Raw genomic sequence first — 14,241 nt, 5'->3', positions numbered from 1 at the left:
AAATCATACATTTTTAAACCGCCATAAAACGACAATTTAAATCCGCCCTTGACAAACGTTCTACACTCCCTTCTTTTTCTCCGCTTCTTCGATTGATTTTCTCAATTCCGGAATAGATTTTTTGTTTGCCATGTTTCTTCTCCTTTCTACTAATTGGTAAAATAAAAGTGACCAGCCTTTAAGGTTGATCACTTTTACTTTAATCATTATTAATTTTGTCCGATTCTATATCCAAGATTGAATAACTCTCGAATCACATTAACATCATTAAAACGGAATGGATATTCTGAACGATACACTCGATTATGTGTCACTAGATCTCCATCCGGAAATCCACTTGCATCATCAAAGTAACATCTTAATTCGAGTCCCCACTTGTTTTTGCTTTCATCTAAGCAAATGATACCATCATCCCCAATTGCAATTCTTGGAGAATAGGATGAATTGTAATCAGAAACAAACTTCCTGATTGTACTCTCCTTTCCTTCTGCTTCGATAAAAACCGCTTGTCCTGTACTTTGAAAAAAGTCATCAATTGCTTCCGCTAAACTCATGCGAAATACCTCCTTTATATTTTAGGAACCATGCTCATCATATCAGGAGCATTAGTTCTTATATCCCATTTAGCGACACGCATCTTTTTAATTTTTTTGCCATCTCCGAGGTCCAAAAGATCTTCTCGTTTAAATGAGTTTAGCAGTTTATTTAAGCTACCAAGTCCAAGTGATGACATTAAAAAGGCCTCCTCAGGTTCAACTAATTTACAGTATGACCATAACTGACCTAAATCTCTTAATGTAAGTTGCGTTTTTTTTGCTTCAATGAAAAACACTTTAACGTTTTTATTTTTCTTAGCAATAGCAAGTACGTCAATTTGTATATCAACGCCGTTTGCCATCTCGTTTATTATATCATACTTAGCGAGTACACGGTCTAATCTTTCAGCATGTGCATACACCGCAACAACATCATAACCTTTATATTTATCTTTTACATATCTTTCAAGCCACAAACGCATTGGTTCATAGAGTTCTTCCTCAAGTCTTACATTATTCATCAGCACTATACCCTAAATCCTTAGCAATTTGTGTCCAACTATCATAATGTTTTCCTCTTATTTCTTCAGGAATAAAATCATCATTTTCACCCGGATGTGAAGGTTTTTGTTTGATTCTCTGTGTAAGTTCCCAATAATATCTATGAAGTCTAGCCGCTGGATCCTTACCATTCATTACATATGGCTTTTTCTGTTCATCAGCAAAATAATCTAATGCTTGCTGTTTATGCAATACAACAAAACCAACAGGCTGATATTCTAATGCCCAAACTTTTACTTGATGTTCTTTTTTCCAAAAATCAGGTTTACCCTGATTATACTTTGTTAAGTTTCCATCTCTCATATTTGGATGAGCCCAATCAATTGCCTGTACCGGAATATCAATGCTCTTAAGCAAATTGCAAAAATCTACTACTAGTTCCCAGTTATGAGGTATTTCAAAATACACTCTATAGTTAGGTTCCTTAAAAGCATAATTACTTCTTCTGATGTAACCTGTTACATCAGCAAATCCTTTTACAAATTGTTTCCTTTCATCAAAAGTAAAATCAAACACTTCAGGTGAAATTCTTACATTATCAGAAGAAGTCGCTCCCCCAACATATCTCAAAATTTCACGCATCAAATAGTCTTCATTTGGTTTTCTAAACGATAATAATGAAATGTTCGCACTTTGTGTGAAATTAAGTGAAGTCCCCAACAAAGGCTCTAAAGCCTCTCTAATATCAGTAATACTTGCCTTAACGAAAATACCTACGTCATGTTGAAACTCTGTCTCCAATTTCTTGTGTGGAATATCAATAGAAATTGTCGTTTCTGTTGCTTCTCTTTGTATTTCACCATTACCTGTTATCATACCAAGCAAATATGCCATTTCTACATTCACTGTCTTTTTCCTCCTCTATACAGTTTTCTCAATCTGATCTGCGATTGCTTTTGCTAATAACGGCGGAACCGCGTTCCCCACTTGTTTTCTAACATGTACCTTTGAACCATAGAATATAAATTCATCATCAAATGATTGTATTCTTGCAGCTTCTCTAGGTGTTATCGCCCTGTGAAGATATGGATGGTTATTTGTTCCATTAGATGATGCATCAAATCTAGTATCTATCGTTGGAGATACATCATCCCATTTTAATCTTCCCCAAGTTGTCTTAAATTTTTGCTTACCAAGCATCTCTTCAGGTAAGCATTCTTTTCCTTGCTCAGGCGGTATTAATTTAAGTTTTTCAATTGCAACCTCTTTATGATTTGAAGCTTTATGATTATATAGTTTCTTACTATTTTTTCTCATAAGCTTCTGATACTCACTTTCTGGAGCAATTCGATAATCTTGCTCAAAATCACCTTCTCCGGAATTTAAATATGATAAATCACTTATCGCTTCTCTAACTGTAGTTTTTTTCGTTACAGTTGGCTTCGGCAACGGAATTGCTTTTCCTTTTGCACAAATAAATATTGCTCTTTCTCTTGCCTGTGGCACTCCAAAATCAGATGCATTAAGAATACCATATTCAACGTTATATCCTAACAATTCAATAGAGTTAACTATCTCATCCTTAAACCATCCGTTTGATGCTATAAGCAATCCCTTTACATTCTCTATAATAAAAACTTCCGGCTGAATTTCTTTTACTATGTTTAAATATTCTCTAAAGAGAAAATTACGTGGATCCGCTAATCCAAGCTTTTTCCCTTTCATTGAGTATCCCTGACACGGTGGTCCTCCGGCAATCATATTGACTTTTCTTTCTTTAGCCAGGGTGACTATTTTATCCTTTATGTCTTTGTTGGTAATATCTCCGACAACAACCTCAGCTGACGGCATATTTTTCTTAAATGTATTAGCTGCATTTTCATCAAAATCTAATGCAACCATTGTTTTAAAGCTACTGTTCTTATGCAATCCCCATGAAAGGCCTCCTGCACCACAAAACAAATCAAGCACTCTAAATTCTTTTGACATCTTCACTATCCTTTCGACGGATTAATATTCTTTTAAATAATTCCTTACCATTTACTTTAGGCTTGAATAAATCGAACTCGTTATCTGAGCCATGATTTGCTTCGCCAACAATCTCAAATTGAGATCCATTATGATATTTGATATACGTTATAGGTACGCCCATAATACCATCATAATCATATGGAATATCCGCAACCTTTTTAACATTAATCCCATCAAAATTATCATAATGAGGGTATTCATCAGGATTATATTTTTTTGTTAATTCCAACTTATGATATCTTCTCTCGATATCTATATTTGTAAGCCACATAGCATTTCCTAGGCTTCTCCACTTCTGACCTGACTCATCAATCCAAAACCTAGTCTTTCTTGGCTCTGTATCTGCCGGAACTCTAAAAGCCATATCTCCAAATCTATAACCAACCCATGCCTTATTTTCTTTGATATAAGGGAATATCTCTTTGTAAGTTATAGCGTTCTGATTACCTATAAGCAGATATTGCTTATCATATTTAACTAGTAACGAAAATAACTCTGCAAACAAGCTAAATGGCGGATTAGTACAACATATATCACACTGTTTAAGATATTTAATGCACTCTTCCGTTCGAAAATCACCATTGCCTTTTAGTTTTTTTACAATGCCTTTTTTTGATAAATATTTTTTTATAGTCTCGTCACTTATTTCTTCATCTTCGTTGCCATCAATCTTATCTACTATCAAGACATACCCCTGTCCTATTTCAACAGGTTCTCCATCACCAAAAAAAATATCTATTGATAACTGTACATTGTCTTTGATTTGATCTATTTTTGATCCTGAATATGAAGTACATATTAATTTCTTTAAATGCAATACATTAAAGTTTTTCAAAAAATAATAACAGAAGTTTGATTCAAATGGATCATCACAATTGCAAAGAACTACTTTATCTCTGAATTGATTTGCATAATGACTCATCTCTTCTTCTATTGTTTCATAAGTTGTATACCATTCATCTGTATTCTTAGATGAATACTTAGCACTATTTAGTATTGAGTTTCCACTCATTTTATCAATTCTCCTCTATGCTAGTTTCTAGCTCTTTTGAGCGTCCATCTTTTTAAGCATTTCTCGTTTTTCATCATAATCATCAAGATATGCTAAAAGAGCTCTCTCAACGGCTACAGTTTTTGTTTGACCAGCATCATCGCACACTTCAACTAATCGATCATAGATTGTTGATTCAATACATACATTTAAATATGTTCCATTTTTCTTTGGTCTTGCCATATCTTTCTTCTCCATCTACAAACTAAAAACTACTCGGATATTATACCACCATTAACTACTTAATTCAACGAACTACCACCGAACACTATGTAATCGTAGTTCATTATTTACTAGCTTTTCCTTAGCCACATTTTTCATTTTATGCTTTCGTTCTTCACTATATGGTGACACTAATCTAAGAGACAACCTTCCCTTATCTATTTCATAAGTCAAACCACCATCACCGGTATCATCAACCAACTTACAGTGTTCAGGATAGTTCTTAGTAAACTTTGCTAATCTCTTTTTTAAGCTTTTGTTAAAAGTGTAAACTGTATATGTTGAATCAGCTTCTGAAGTCAAAATAATTGTTTCCTTTTCATACTTCGTACGTTTATACATAATCTTAAACTCCCCTTTCTACACTTGGTTTTTTGCATAGAAAAGCCGCATCTCTATTAAGATACGGCTCACTTTGTCTTTTATGCTCTTTGTTTTTCTTTACACATGTCATTATATTTTTTCTGTCTTTCATCATGCTCTTTTAACTTTTCAGCGGGGCTTCATCATATTTTGCACGTTCTTTCAGATTGTGCATATATCGTGTAGTATTCTCAACAGATCTTGCTCTGTGATTTGCTAGCTTCTCAGCGGCAACAGGGTCTGTTTCTGCATCTTTCTTTAGCTTTGCATAGCTATCACGATAATAAGCATTTTTCTTACCTCTCCATCTCGCTAACTTTTCAGCAGCTTCAGGATCTGTCTTGGCACGTTCCACAAGCTTTTGTCTTGATTTACGAGTTGCCTCATTTGCATACGCTCTTTGTCTTTCAAGTTCTTTTGCGGCTTCAGGATCTGTCTTAGCTCTTTCTTTAAGTTCTGCATATTTTTCTTTTCTACGAATCTGTGATTGCTTTGAATGTATTTTTTGCCTTTCCTTTTTCTCTTCTTCAGTAAGAAGCTTTCTTTCCGGATATTTCTCAGGATGTGCAAGCTTATCAGCCTTTCTTTTTTCTGCCTGTCGCTTATTCTTAATTGCTGACTGTTCCCTACGCACCATCAATACTTCTTTTGCAACCGGATCATTCTCAGCCAATGGAACAAGTTCCTTAATCTTCATCTTTCTAAGTTCTGCTAAATGCTTTCTCTTGGCAACTTTTTCCTGATATTCTGGATCTGCCTCTCTTTCTGCCTTACACTTTTCAGAATATCTACGATCTCTGATTCTTTGCTTTTCTCGTGCTTTCTCAAGTTTTTCAGCCGCTGTAGGTTCTGTTTTAGCTTTTTCCTTTAGTTCATTGAACTTTTCCTTCCTTGCTTCATTCTGTCTTTTTCCTTTTGCTCTCTTTTTTTCTTTTTGCTGTGCTTGGATCTGAGCAATTCGCTCATTCTCCGTTATTTCTTCACCCGGCAAGGATATTTGATCAATAAAATTAAAGTAGACATCTATTTTTTCTGTCTATATATAGTTCTTCTGCCGGTAGCATTATAAACAATAATTCTATCTATCAATTCATAAATCATATTATCGGTTATTTCAGTAAAGTTCTCATACTTCTTGATCAAGCTAATAAATTTGATAATGTCTGATTTTCCATGTTCTCCGCTTGGTGCAACTTCTTCAAGTTCATGTGCTCTCTTAATCAGTTTGTCCTGTTCTTCGCTATATTGAATCATAAGTCTTTTTGATTGACGTTCCGGCAACATTCCTTTAATCTGACTCTCATATAAATTCTGAATCAAATTATCCAGCTCATCAATACGCTTTTTTACAAACTTGAGCTCCTGAAGGATTTCTGTACCTTCATTTTCTTTATTGATTTTCCATTGCTCCATGAGTTGCTCTGCAAAAGCTTCATCATCTTCAAGCACGAACTTGGCAACTTTCTTCAGAGTACTAGCGAGAATATGCTCCAATGCGGATACTTTAATATAGTGAGATTCACAAGTTTCAGCGTAACGACTCTTGTATTTACTGCATTGAAAAGCATTTTGTGAATCATATTTAATATTCTTCCCACTGACAAGTGACATTCTATTTCCGCAATCAGCGCAAAACACAAAAACTGAAAGTCTATGAGAATAACTTCCATTAGGCAACTTTTTCTTTTTTCTAGAACGTAGTTTTTGCACTCGTTCAAAAAGTTCCTTATCAACTATAGCTTCATGGGTATCAGGAAAAATCATCAATTCATCAGCAGTAGCTTTTCTACGCTTCTTTGTTTTGAAGTTTTCATTGATTGTTTTTCCGAGTACTGTTTCTCCAATATACTCCCTTCGATCAAGAATATAACCTATCGTTGTGGCTGACCATTGATATGGATCATAATAGCTATGAGTCGCAACTTGAGAAGGATTATATTTTTCCTGATATGCGGATGGAATAAGCACTTTGTCTGCTTCAAGTTGCTTTGCTACGTCTACAATCTGCATTCCGTTAGCCACACTATTAAATATTCTTCTTACAACTTTTGCCGCCGGTTCATCAATATAAAGTGTTTGCTTATCTCCCGGCAAGCGCTTATATCCATATGGAATTTTCCCACTACAACGATATCATTCACTCATACGGTTTTTGAATACCGCTTTAATCTTCTTACTTGTATCTTTTGCATACCACTCATTCATAATATTTAGGAATGGAGCAAAATCATTATCTGTAGGATTAGCACTGTCTACATTACTATTGATTGCAATAAATCGAACTTTCTTTTCAGGAAAAAGCATTTCTGTATAGAATCCTACCTGAAGATAGTTTCTACCAAATCGGCTTAGATCCTTTACTATGATAGACTCGACATTGCCGCTTTTAACTTCTTCAAGCATTTCTTTGAAACCTGGTCGATTAAAGTTTGTGCCTGAATATCCTTCATCAGTAAAATGTCTGATGTTTCTAAATCCATTTTGTTTTGCATAATCTTCAAGATATTTTTTCTGATTCGATATACCGTTGGATTCGCCTTGCTGTTCATCATCTCTTGATAAACGCTCATAAAGTGCTGTAATTTTTAGTTTACTCACTATTCAAGTTCCTCCTTTCCTCGATATTTTTATCCTACACTTATCTAACCCTTAGGATCAGTTACAACGAATGAACATGGATAGTCCTTACTGTCACACTGTAAGAGATTAGGCTTAATAAAGAATCTTGTTTTACCTGAACCGGAACCACCTACCACTAGAACATTTTTATTTCTCGCATATTTAGGTTGAGCCGTTCTAAAGCTTAGTGTAATCTGCTCTGTTTGGGAAAGAATCACATTGTTTTTCGGATTTGGATCTTTAAATGGCTCTATGTCCGAAGGCTTCCCCCATATGGCAGAACCATATTCTGAACCATGACGAAATTTCTTTGCATTCTTCACCTTAAGATAAACAGCTAGTCTAAGAGCTGCAACGCAAGCAAGACCTATCAGCAAATCAAAAGGATGTATGCTAGGTAAAGGGTTAATAAAAGCATTTTCAAAGTCTCCACCAATAATAAGGCTTTGCAACTTTTCCGATACATTTATCCCTTCTGATATACGCCAGGCTTCACCTAAGTTTGTGGCAAGCAATCCTATAACAACATAAGGGATATTTAAAATGATTTTCTTTTTTAATTTCCTATTCATAATGTCTGCTCCTTCTTCTTTTCAAAAACTTTACGAGATAAAGAAGCAATCTTTTCCTTAAGTTTCTTAAGTTTGCTAAGTATACTTTCTTTGGCACCTTTTTCTTTTCCAAGCGTTCTTCTGGTATAATCTGCCACTAAATCTGAAATTGCATCTGCATCCTGAGCTTTGAAAAAGACTTTATAATTTCCTGTCTCCTTATCTTTTACTATTGCATAGTCCACACCATACTTTTTAGCCAGTCGATTAAAAAGAAGGGCATCTTCGCCATCAAGCTCTATCTTTTGAGCACCTTTTCCCTGCTTTATAAGATCCTTGACTGCCATCTTACCTTTTGGTTCCTTATGCACGTTTGACTTTTGCTGTGTTTTATATTTTTGAGCTAATTTTGCCAATGTCTTTTTCAGTTCATTGATTGAAGGCTTAAATGTATAGTCAACTACGACACGTATCGCCTTTGCTGATACTTCTTCATTTACCACTCTTTATCGCCTCCTTTTCTAGATCATTTCTATAATCCAATCACTCCATCAAGAGTCGTGACAATAACCTTTGCTTTTCTCGCAATTGCAATATCATCTTTTACTTCTGCATTTTGTCTGCTTCCACAAACCACAAGAAATCTTGCTCTGCGAAGTAGATCCTCTGACATCTCACTGAATAATTTATGAGATTCAGTATCATCAGTTGAGAATATTCCATCAAAGGCTAAAATTGGGCATAGTGGAAGATATCCCTCTTTCACAAGCTCACGACAGTATTTTTTGGCTTCTTCTTTTGCTACTATAGGATTTTTACTCCATGCTGCAGTAACATAAGCTCTAGGTATCGTTCTACTCATATTATTCCTCCATCAATATCAGAAAACAACAAGTGGTCGATTCAGAAGCGCTTCGAGAACGGTACATTCAAAATCAGCTCCCCACCATATGGTTATGATTGGAATGGGCAAATGATGACCATTAACGAACAGCAGGCTGCCATCGTCAGAAAAATCTTCTCAGCTGTCCTGTCTGGAAAAAGCAGCACAGCAATTGCCAAGACACTCAATGAACGCGGTATTCCAGCCAAACGTGGCGGAAAATGGAACCCCAACTCAATCCGCAACATAGTTATCAACGAGAAATACACTGGGGACTGCCTTTTCCAGAAAACATACACGGACGAAGAATTCAACCGTCACATGAATCGTGGAGAAAAAGACCAATACGTAGCACATGATCACCACAAGGCGATCATCAGTCATAAAGAAGCTGAAGCTGCTAAGGCAATAGTACTCCAGCATGCCAAGGAAAAAGGACTTCGGACAAAAACTGGCAAATGCCAGAATCGGTATGCTTTAACAGGAAAGATCATCTGCGGCGAATGTGGATCATCGTTCAAAAGAAGAACACATTACTGTACTGGCAGCCGGTACGCAGCATGGGCATGTACAACACATATTGAAGATAAAACTAGATGCTCCATAAAATACATCCGAGACGACAGAGTAAAACTTGCCTTTGTAACTATGATGAACAAGCTCATCTTCGCACATCGGAGAATACTGAGAACATACGTCGCTGCACTACAGGATTCACCGGTTGACTCACCTATGAAAAGAATCCATGAACTGCAAACCCAGCTCGCTGAGAACAAAGAAAAACGAGATAACCTGTTACGCCTGGCGTCTCAGGAAATCATCGACCAGGTGATCTACAACCGCGAAAATAATGTCCTCATGTCAGAGTACACACAGTACAGATACGAAATGGAAAGCCTTACAAGCAACATTTCAAGCAGCGTCGGCATGCTGGCATCGGCAAATGATCTACTACACTTCACTGAGAAAATCGTGATGCTAGATGACTTTGACGCTGAACTATTCGACCGCTACGTCGATCGAATCATCGTTATATCACGCGAGGAAGCCAGCTTTGAACTCAAATGCGGCCTGTCCCTTCATGAAAGGATGTGATGATATGGGACACACACCTTTTGGATACAAGATTAAAAATGGATGTGCAGTAATAGATGAAGATGCTGCCGCTAAGATCAAATTACTCTATAAAAATTATCTCTCAGGAATGTCGCTTGTCAAAGCAGCGCATGAAGCCGGAATTAATACCCACCACAGCACTGCAAAGCGCATCATTCAAAATCCTCACTACCTTGGAGACGAATTCTACCCAACTTTGATCGATCGTCAACCCTATGAAAAAGCAGCTGCTGAGATTGGCAGACGATCGGAGGTGCTTGGAAGAAACCATCAAAAAAAGAAATTCGTCATACCTGCTGTTCCGACTAGATTTTTCATGGCAGCAGCAAACAAGCAATACGAGGATCCAAAACTTCAGGCCGAATACCTTTACGGACTTATTGAAAGCGAGGCGAATTAGATGGGTAAAGTGACATTTATCCCCGCAAGACGACAGGTTGGAAACAATATCAAGAAGCAGGAAAAGCCGAAACTACGAGTTGCTGCTTACTGCCGTGTCAGCACAGATTCAGACGAACAGGAAACTAGCTACGAGACACAGGTCAGCCACTACAAGGAGTATATTCAGAAGAACCCCGAATGGCAGCTCGCCGGCGTATTCGCAGACGATGGTATCTCAGGAACCAACACCAAGAAACGTGACGAATTCAACCGGATGATCAACGAATGCATGGCTGGAAACATCGACATGATCATCACCAAGTCAATCAGCCGATTCGCAAGAAATACCCTTGACTGCCTGAAGTACGTTAGGCAGCTCAAAAACAAGAATATTCCGATCTACTTCGAGAAGGAGTCTATCAACACAATGGACGCCAAAGGAGAAGTGCTGATTACAATCATGGCGAGTCTGGCACAACAGGAATCGCAGTCTCTCTCTCAGAACGTGAAACTAGGACTTCAATACCGCTACCAGCAAGGAAAAGTGATGGTCAACCATAATCATTTTCTCGGTTACACGAAGGACGAGAATGGAAACCTAGTCATTGACCCTGTGCAGGCCGAGGTCGTTAAACGAATCTACCGTGAATACCTCGAAGGTTACAGCATGAAGAAGATTTGCCAGCACCTGGAAGCAGATGGAGCTCTCACCGGAGCTGGAAATACGAAATGGTACGACAGCACGATCAACAAGATCCTTCGAAATGAGAAGTACATGGGCGACGCCCTGCTGCAAAAGACCTATACTACAGACTTCCTGACCAAGAAACGTGTTAAGAATACCGGCATTGTCCCTCAGTATTATGTTGAGAACAACCACGAGGCAATCATACCAAAGGATATTTTCATGCAAGTGCAGGCTGAACTGGCCCGCCGCCGTAACGTCAGGACCGGCAAATCCGGAAAAAAGCGCTGCTTCTCCGGCAACAATTGTTTCTCCCAGATCGTCTGTTGCGGCCATTGTGGCGAACTCTACCGTCGCATCCACTGGAACAATCATGGCAAGAAATCCATTGTCTGGCGCTGCATTAGCAGACTAGAACCATCCTTTGCCAAAGAAAACTGCACAAACCGGACTGTACACGAAGAAACCCTCAAGGAAATCTCACTGAAAGCAATCAACCAAATCTGCAACGATAGTGATTCCTTCATCAATCAGATACAAGAGAACGTTGCAAAAGCAATCGTAAACGCAGATTCTCTTTCACCTGAGGTCATCGATAAACGACTTGAGGAACTACAAAAAGAGCTCATCCACAAAGTAAACAATAAGCAAGAATACGATGCCATCGCTGATGAGATTTTCCGACTCCGAGATCAGAAACAGCAATCCCTGATGGATGCAGAGACACAGAAAAAAAATCTGAGACGCGTCAAGGATATACAAGACTTCATCAAAGACCAGTCTACAGAGATCACCGAGTTCGACGAGAGCCTCGTCCGAAGATTGGTCGAGAGTATCACTGTCTTCAACGACCATTTCACAGTGGAATTCAAATCCGGCATTAAAGTCGACATCAACGACTAAGAGCAGGTACCCCGATTAATTTGGGGCACCTGCTCTTTTGTTATCTTCAAAAATACCGCTTTTTGTCCTGACATCTATTTCCTACACTCAATACCTTGATATCCATTCTCCATTCTCAACCCCTGACATCAAGATGTGAGTTTCGACCCTATCACAAATTGTTCAAAATTCATTTTTGGGGCAGACTCTTTCTTCAACAGCTCATCTTCCAATTCTCATTCTTTTTCTAAACAGTCGTCGCAAATATACACAGTCTCAGCAAAGTGAGCACAAGATATTGTGGGATCATTTTTTGTATTCCACTATATATTGCGTGACATCAATACTACTGTCTCCACATGCTCCGTTTGCGGGAACTGGTCGACCGGCTGAATCCTGCCCTCGACATGGTAGCCCTTTTCCATCAAGCTTTGAATGTCGCGCACAAGCGTGGCAGGGTTGCAGCTGACGTAGACGATTCTGTCCGGATTCATCCCCGTTGCGCTTTCGATTAAGCTTTCAGTCAAACCTTTGCGCGGCGGATCGACCATGATGACGTTTGGTCTGATTCCTTTTTCTTTCCACTTGGCCATCCAGTCTTCGGCATTGCCGACCTCAAATCTGAGGTTGTCAAGCTCGTTGAGCTCGGCGTTGCGCTTGGCATCTTCAATGGCTGCTTCAACGATTTCGACTCCATAGACGGCTCTGCATTTTTCAGCAAGGGACAAAGAAATCGTCCCGATTCCGCAGTAGGCATCGATTGCGGTTTCTTCTCCGGTCAAGTTGGCGAACCTGATTGCGGTCTGATAAAGCTTTTCCGTCTGAACCGGGTTGACCTGGTAGAACGACTGCGCGGAAATCTCGAATTCGAGGCCGTTCAGCGTATCCTTGATGTGATCCTTGCCAAAAAGCAGCTTGGTCTTTTGACCCAAAATAACGTTGGTTCTGTCACGGTTGACGTTTTGCATGACGCTGACGACGTCCGGACAAGCGGCAACGATTTTTTCGGCAATTTCCCGGTCATGCGGGAGACGGCCGTTCTTCGTGACGATGACGACCATTGCTTCGCGCGAATAGTGACCGATTCTGACCATCAGGTGGCGAATCATGCCGGAATGGCGCTCTTCGTCATAAGGTTCAAGCTCGTAAGCGTTCAAAACCTTTATGACTTCCTTCAAAATCTCGTCGATGCGCTCGTCTTGAATCAGGAAATTCTCAAGCGGAAGGAAGTTGTGACTGCCTCGTTTGAAGAATCCGGTCTTCAAATCACCCTTCGTTCCGCGCACGGGAACCTGGGCCTTGTTGCGATAATGGAACGGATCCTTCATCCCGATCGTTTCTGCAACTTCGATGTCGTCCAGATGAGCTTTTTTCAAAAGATCCTGAATCTGCTTTTGTTTGAACTTGAGCTGAGCAGGATAGGCCAAATGCTGAAGCGGCGCGATTCCCGTTTGCGAATATGCCTTGCCTTGTGATTCGACGCGATCCTTGCTCGTCGTCAACCGCTCGATCACCTTGGCATAACCGTAATTTTTGCCGACCTTGAGCACGTGCAGCCTGATTTCTTCGCCTGGCAAAGCATCATCGCAAAACAGCGTGTACCCGTCAACCTTGACGACGCCCATTCCTTGATAGGTCAAGTCAGTCACGGTTGCTGTCAATTCTTGATTTTTTGAAACTGGTGGTTTAAATTTCATTGATATTTTCCTTTGCGTATAAAATTCCATTGTTTATTTTAACACAAAAAAGCCGGGTTCACCCCGACTTGCCTTATTTTGTCAAATTCAGTGCCGGCAATTTTTCTTGTGCGCCTTCATCTTCTTGATTGCCCATGCGTAATGGCTGCTGGTGTTGCTGATGAAATACCCGCCGATGCTGCTTCCGCCTACCCACGGGTAAAAGCTTTTCGTGAACAGTTCTTCATCGGAAAAAGTCTCAAGAACTCGCATCGCTTGTTGATGTGATGCTTTGAATCTTGCCAATGCCTCTTCTTCTGAAACATCCTGGTTTCGTTCGTAAAACTCCACGTTCATTGCGCCGTAAGTTCGCCAATTGTAGCCCTCGGGCAAAAACGGCCTTTTTTGTTCGTTATCGCGGTTCTTCAGCCAGTTCAAGAGCAGCTGATGCCATTCGTAAAGATGCATCAAAACGTCGCGCAGATTCCTGTCCCTTTTCCAGTGTGCTTCTTTTTTCCTGTCGTCGCCCGAAAAATCATATTCCATGCTTTTTTCTTCTTCCGTTCTGTTTGCGATCATCTCGAGCAAATTTTCATAATTGGTCGTTGCCGCTTCGATCAGTTCTGCTTTGGTTTTTGGTTTTGCCATGTTAACCCCTCCATATATTTACATTATCAAAGCAAATAATATCAGGCGTCAATTCCCACCGTCAAGCTTTTTAGGACGAAACCAATTTTGCCCGTA

19 protein-coding genes are annotated in these 14,241 nt (G+C 39.2%); 3 read left to right on the top strand and 16 right to left on the bottom strand.

The window, feature by feature from the left end; all coding sequences use genetic code 11:
* Positions 1–60: 60 nt before the first annotated feature.
* The 14 genes from LRC_RS11525 to LRC_RS02780 form a co-directional block, all read right to left on the bottom strand.
* Positions 61–207, bottom strand: a complete 147-nt coding sequence (locus LRC_RS11525; protein WP_167317010.1) for a hypothetical protein — start codon at positions 205–207, stop codon at positions 61–63.
* Positions 208–209: 2 nt separating this feature from the next.
* Positions 210–554, bottom strand: coding sequence for a hypothetical protein (locus tag LRC_RS02835; protein ID WP_041819876.1), 345 nt, complete (start codon positions 552–554; stop codon positions 210–212).
* Between the two features lie 14 nt (positions 555–568).
* Entirely contained in the window at positions 569–1,057 is a 489-nt protein-coding gene (locus LRC_RS02830; protein ID WP_258414507.1) for a hypothetical protein, read from the bottom strand.
* The gene (locus LRC_RS02825; protein ID WP_041819875.1) at positions 1,050–1,943 is read right to left on the bottom strand and encodes a hypothetical protein; all 894 of its coding nucleotides are present in this window, start codon (positions 1,941–1,943) and stop codon (positions 1,050–1,052) included. The genes LRC_RS02830 and LRC_RS02825 overlap by 8 nt, the downstream gene beginning before the upstream one ends.
* Positions 1,944–1,958: 15 nt before the next feature.
* Positions 1,959–3,026, bottom strand: a complete 1,068-nt coding sequence (locus LRC_RS11830) for a DNA cytosine methyltransferase (protein ID WP_041819873.1) — start codon at positions 3,024–3,026, stop codon at positions 1,959–1,961.
* Positions 3,010–4,080, bottom strand: a complete 1,071-nt coding sequence (locus LRC_RS11825; RefSeq protein ID WP_041819871.1) for an adenine-specific methyltransferase EcoRI family protein — start codon at positions 4,078–4,080, stop codon at positions 3,010–3,012. Before LRC_RS11825 ends, LRC_RS11830 begins: the two co-directional genes overlap by 17 nt.
* A 27-nt stretch (positions 4,081–4,107) precedes the next feature.
* Positions 4,108–4,302, bottom strand: a complete 195-nt coding sequence (locus LRC_RS02810; protein ID WP_014073062.1) for a hypothetical protein — start codon at positions 4,300–4,302, stop codon at positions 4,108–4,110.
* Between the two features lie 72 nt (positions 4,303–4,374).
* Positions 4,375–4,683, bottom strand: a complete 309-nt coding sequence (locus LRC_RS02805) for a hypothetical protein (protein WP_041819869.1) — start codon at positions 4,681–4,683, stop codon at positions 4,375–4,377.
* Between the two features lie 142 nt (positions 4,684–4,825).
* The gene (locus tag LRC_RS11680; RefSeq protein WP_041819867.1) at positions 4,826–5,695 is read right to left on the bottom strand and encodes a hypothetical protein; all 870 of its coding nucleotides are present in this window, start codon (positions 5,693–5,695) and stop codon (positions 4,826–4,828) included.
* A gap of 32 nt (positions 5,696–5,727) precedes the next feature.
* The gene (locus tag LRC_RS11675; protein WP_049780067.1) at positions 5,728–6,798 is read right to left on the bottom strand and encodes a recombinase family protein; all 1,071 of its coding nucleotides are present in this window, start codon (positions 6,796–6,798) and stop codon (positions 5,728–5,730) included.
* A gap of 39 nt (positions 6,799–6,837) precedes the next feature.
* The gene (locus LRC_RS11670; protein ID WP_241531295.1) at positions 6,838–7,302 is read right to left on the bottom strand and encodes a recombinase family protein; all 465 of its coding nucleotides are present in this window, start codon (positions 7,300–7,302) and stop codon (positions 6,838–6,840) included.
* A gap of 44 nt (positions 7,303–7,346) precedes the next feature.
* Positions 7,347–7,895 carry a type IV secretory system conjugative DNA transfer family protein gene (locus tag LRC_RS02790; RefSeq protein ID WP_041819865.1) on the bottom strand — a complete coding sequence of 183 codons (549 nt, stop codon included), beginning with the start codon at positions 7,893–7,895 and terminating at the stop codon, positions 7,347–7,349.
* Positions 7,892–8,377 (bottom strand): PcfB family protein, encoded by a 486-nt coding sequence (locus tag LRC_RS02785; protein WP_014073061.1) that lies wholly within the window; start codon positions 8,375–8,377, stop codon positions 7,892–7,894. The genes LRC_RS02790 and LRC_RS02785 overlap by 4 nt, the downstream gene beginning before the upstream one ends.
* A 29-nt stretch (positions 8,378–8,406) precedes the next feature.
* The gene (locus tag LRC_RS02780; protein WP_014073060.1) at positions 8,407–8,736 is read right to left on the bottom strand and encodes a DUF7768 domain-containing protein; all 330 of its coding nucleotides are present in this window, start codon (positions 8,734–8,736) and stop codon (positions 8,407–8,409) included.
* A gap of 114 nt (positions 8,737–8,850) precedes the next feature.
* On the opposite strand from LRC_RS02780, the gene LRC_RS02775 reads away from it, so the two are divergent.
* Genes LRC_RS02775 through LRC_RS02765 form a run of 3 tightly spaced genes read left to right on the top strand, consistent with a single transcriptional unit; the run spans position 8,851 to position 11,842 of the window.
* Positions 8,851–9,852, top strand: a complete 1,002-nt coding sequence (locus LRC_RS02775) for a recombinase family protein (RefSeq protein ID WP_049780065.1) — start codon at positions 8,851–8,853, stop codon at positions 9,850–9,852.
* Positions 9,839–10,273, top strand: coding sequence for a recombinase family protein (locus LRC_RS02770; protein WP_241531294.1), 435 nt, complete (start codon positions 9,839–9,841; stop codon positions 10,271–10,273). The genes LRC_RS02775 and LRC_RS02770 overlap by 14 nt, the downstream gene beginning before the upstream one ends.
* Positions 10,274–11,842, top strand: coding sequence for a recombinase family protein (locus LRC_RS02765; RefSeq protein WP_014073057.1), 1,569 nt, complete (start codon positions 10,274–10,276; stop codon positions 11,840–11,842).
* 302 nt (positions 11,843–12,144) lie between these two features.
* Here LRC_RS02765 and rlmD read toward each other — a convergent pair whose 3' ends face one another.
* Together rlmD and LRC_RS02755 are read right to left on the bottom strand one after the other, a co-directional pair.
* The gene (gene rlmD / locus LRC_RS02760) at positions 12,145–13,518 is read right to left on the bottom strand and encodes a 23S rRNA (uracil(1939)-C(5))-methyltransferase RlmD (RefSeq protein ID WP_014073056.1); all 1,374 of its coding nucleotides are present in this window, start codon (positions 13,516–13,518) and stop codon (positions 12,145–12,147) included.
* An 87-nt stretch (positions 13,519–13,605) separates the two neighbouring features.
* On the bottom strand, positions 13,606–14,145 hold the full coding sequence (locus LRC_RS02755; protein WP_014073055.1) for a ClbS/DfsB family four-helix bundle protein: 540 nt from the start codon (positions 14,143–14,145) through the stop codon (positions 13,606–13,608).
* Positions 14,146–14,241 lie beyond the last annotated feature (96 nt).

The sequence above is a fragment of the Ligilactobacillus ruminis ATCC 27782 genome (assembly GCF_000224985.1).
GTDB classification, from domain to species: Bacteria; Bacillota; Bacilli; order Lactobacillales; family Lactobacillaceae; genus Ligilactobacillus; species Ligilactobacillus ruminis.
Note: the sequence above shows the minus strand (reverse complement) of the source record. Positions and strands in the feature narration are given on the sequence as shown.

Excerpts from the sequence above, each read along its gene's own strand:
- LRC_RS02775 (WP_049780065.1), top strand. The coding sequence starts at position 8,851 with ATGACCATTAACGAACAGCAGGCTGCCATCGTCAGAAAAATCTTCTCA.
- LRC_RS11830 (WP_041819873.1), bottom strand. The coding sequence starts at position 3,026 with ATGTCAAAAGAATTTAGAGTGCTTGATTTGTTTTGTGGTGCAGGAGGC.
- LRC_RS11525 (WP_167317010.1), bottom strand. The coding sequence starts at position 207 with ATGATTAAAGTAAAAGTGATCAACCTTAAAGGCTGGTCACTTTTATTT.
- LRC_RS02770 (WP_241531294.1), top strand. The coding sequence starts at position 9,839 with ATGAAAGGATGTGATGATATGGGACACACACCTTTTGGATACAAGATT.
- LRC_RS02780 (WP_014073060.1), bottom strand. The coding sequence starts at position 8,736 with ATGAGTAGAACGATACCTAGAGCTTATGTTACTGCAGCATGGAGTAAA.
- rlmD (WP_014073056.1), bottom strand. The coding sequence starts at position 13,518 with ATGAAATTTAAACCACCAGTTTCAAAAAATCAAGAATTGACAGCAACC.
- LRC_RS02810 (WP_014073062.1), bottom strand. The coding sequence starts at position 4,302 with ATGGCAAGACCAAAGAAAAATGGAACATATTTAAATGTATGTATTGAA.
- LRC_RS02790 (WP_041819865.1), bottom strand. The coding sequence starts at position 7,895 with ATGAATAGGAAATTAAAAAAGAAAATCATTTTAAATATCCCTTATGTT.
- LRC_RS02835 (WP_041819876.1), bottom strand. The coding sequence starts at position 554 with ATGAGTTTAGCGGAAGCAATTGATGACTTTTTTCAAAGTACAGGACAA.
- LRC_RS11825 (WP_041819871.1), bottom strand. The coding sequence starts at position 4,080 with ATGAGTGGAAACTCAATACTAAATAGTGCTAAGTATTCATCTAAGAAT.
- LRC_RS02755 (WP_014073055.1), bottom strand. The coding sequence starts at position 14,145 with ATGGCAAAACCAAAAACCAAAGCAGAACTGATCGAAGCGGCAACGACC.
- LRC_RS02805 (WP_041819869.1), bottom strand. The coding sequence starts at position 4,683 with ATGTATAAACGTACGAAGTATGAAAAGGAAACAATTATTTTGACTTCA.
- LRC_RS02765 (WP_014073057.1), top strand. The coding sequence starts at position 10,274 with ATGGGTAAAGTGACATTTATCCCCGCAAGACGACAGGTTGGAAACAAT.
- LRC_RS02830 (WP_258414507.1), bottom strand. The coding sequence starts at position 1,057 with ATGAATAATGTAAGACTTGAGGAAGAACTCTATGAACCAATGCGTTTG.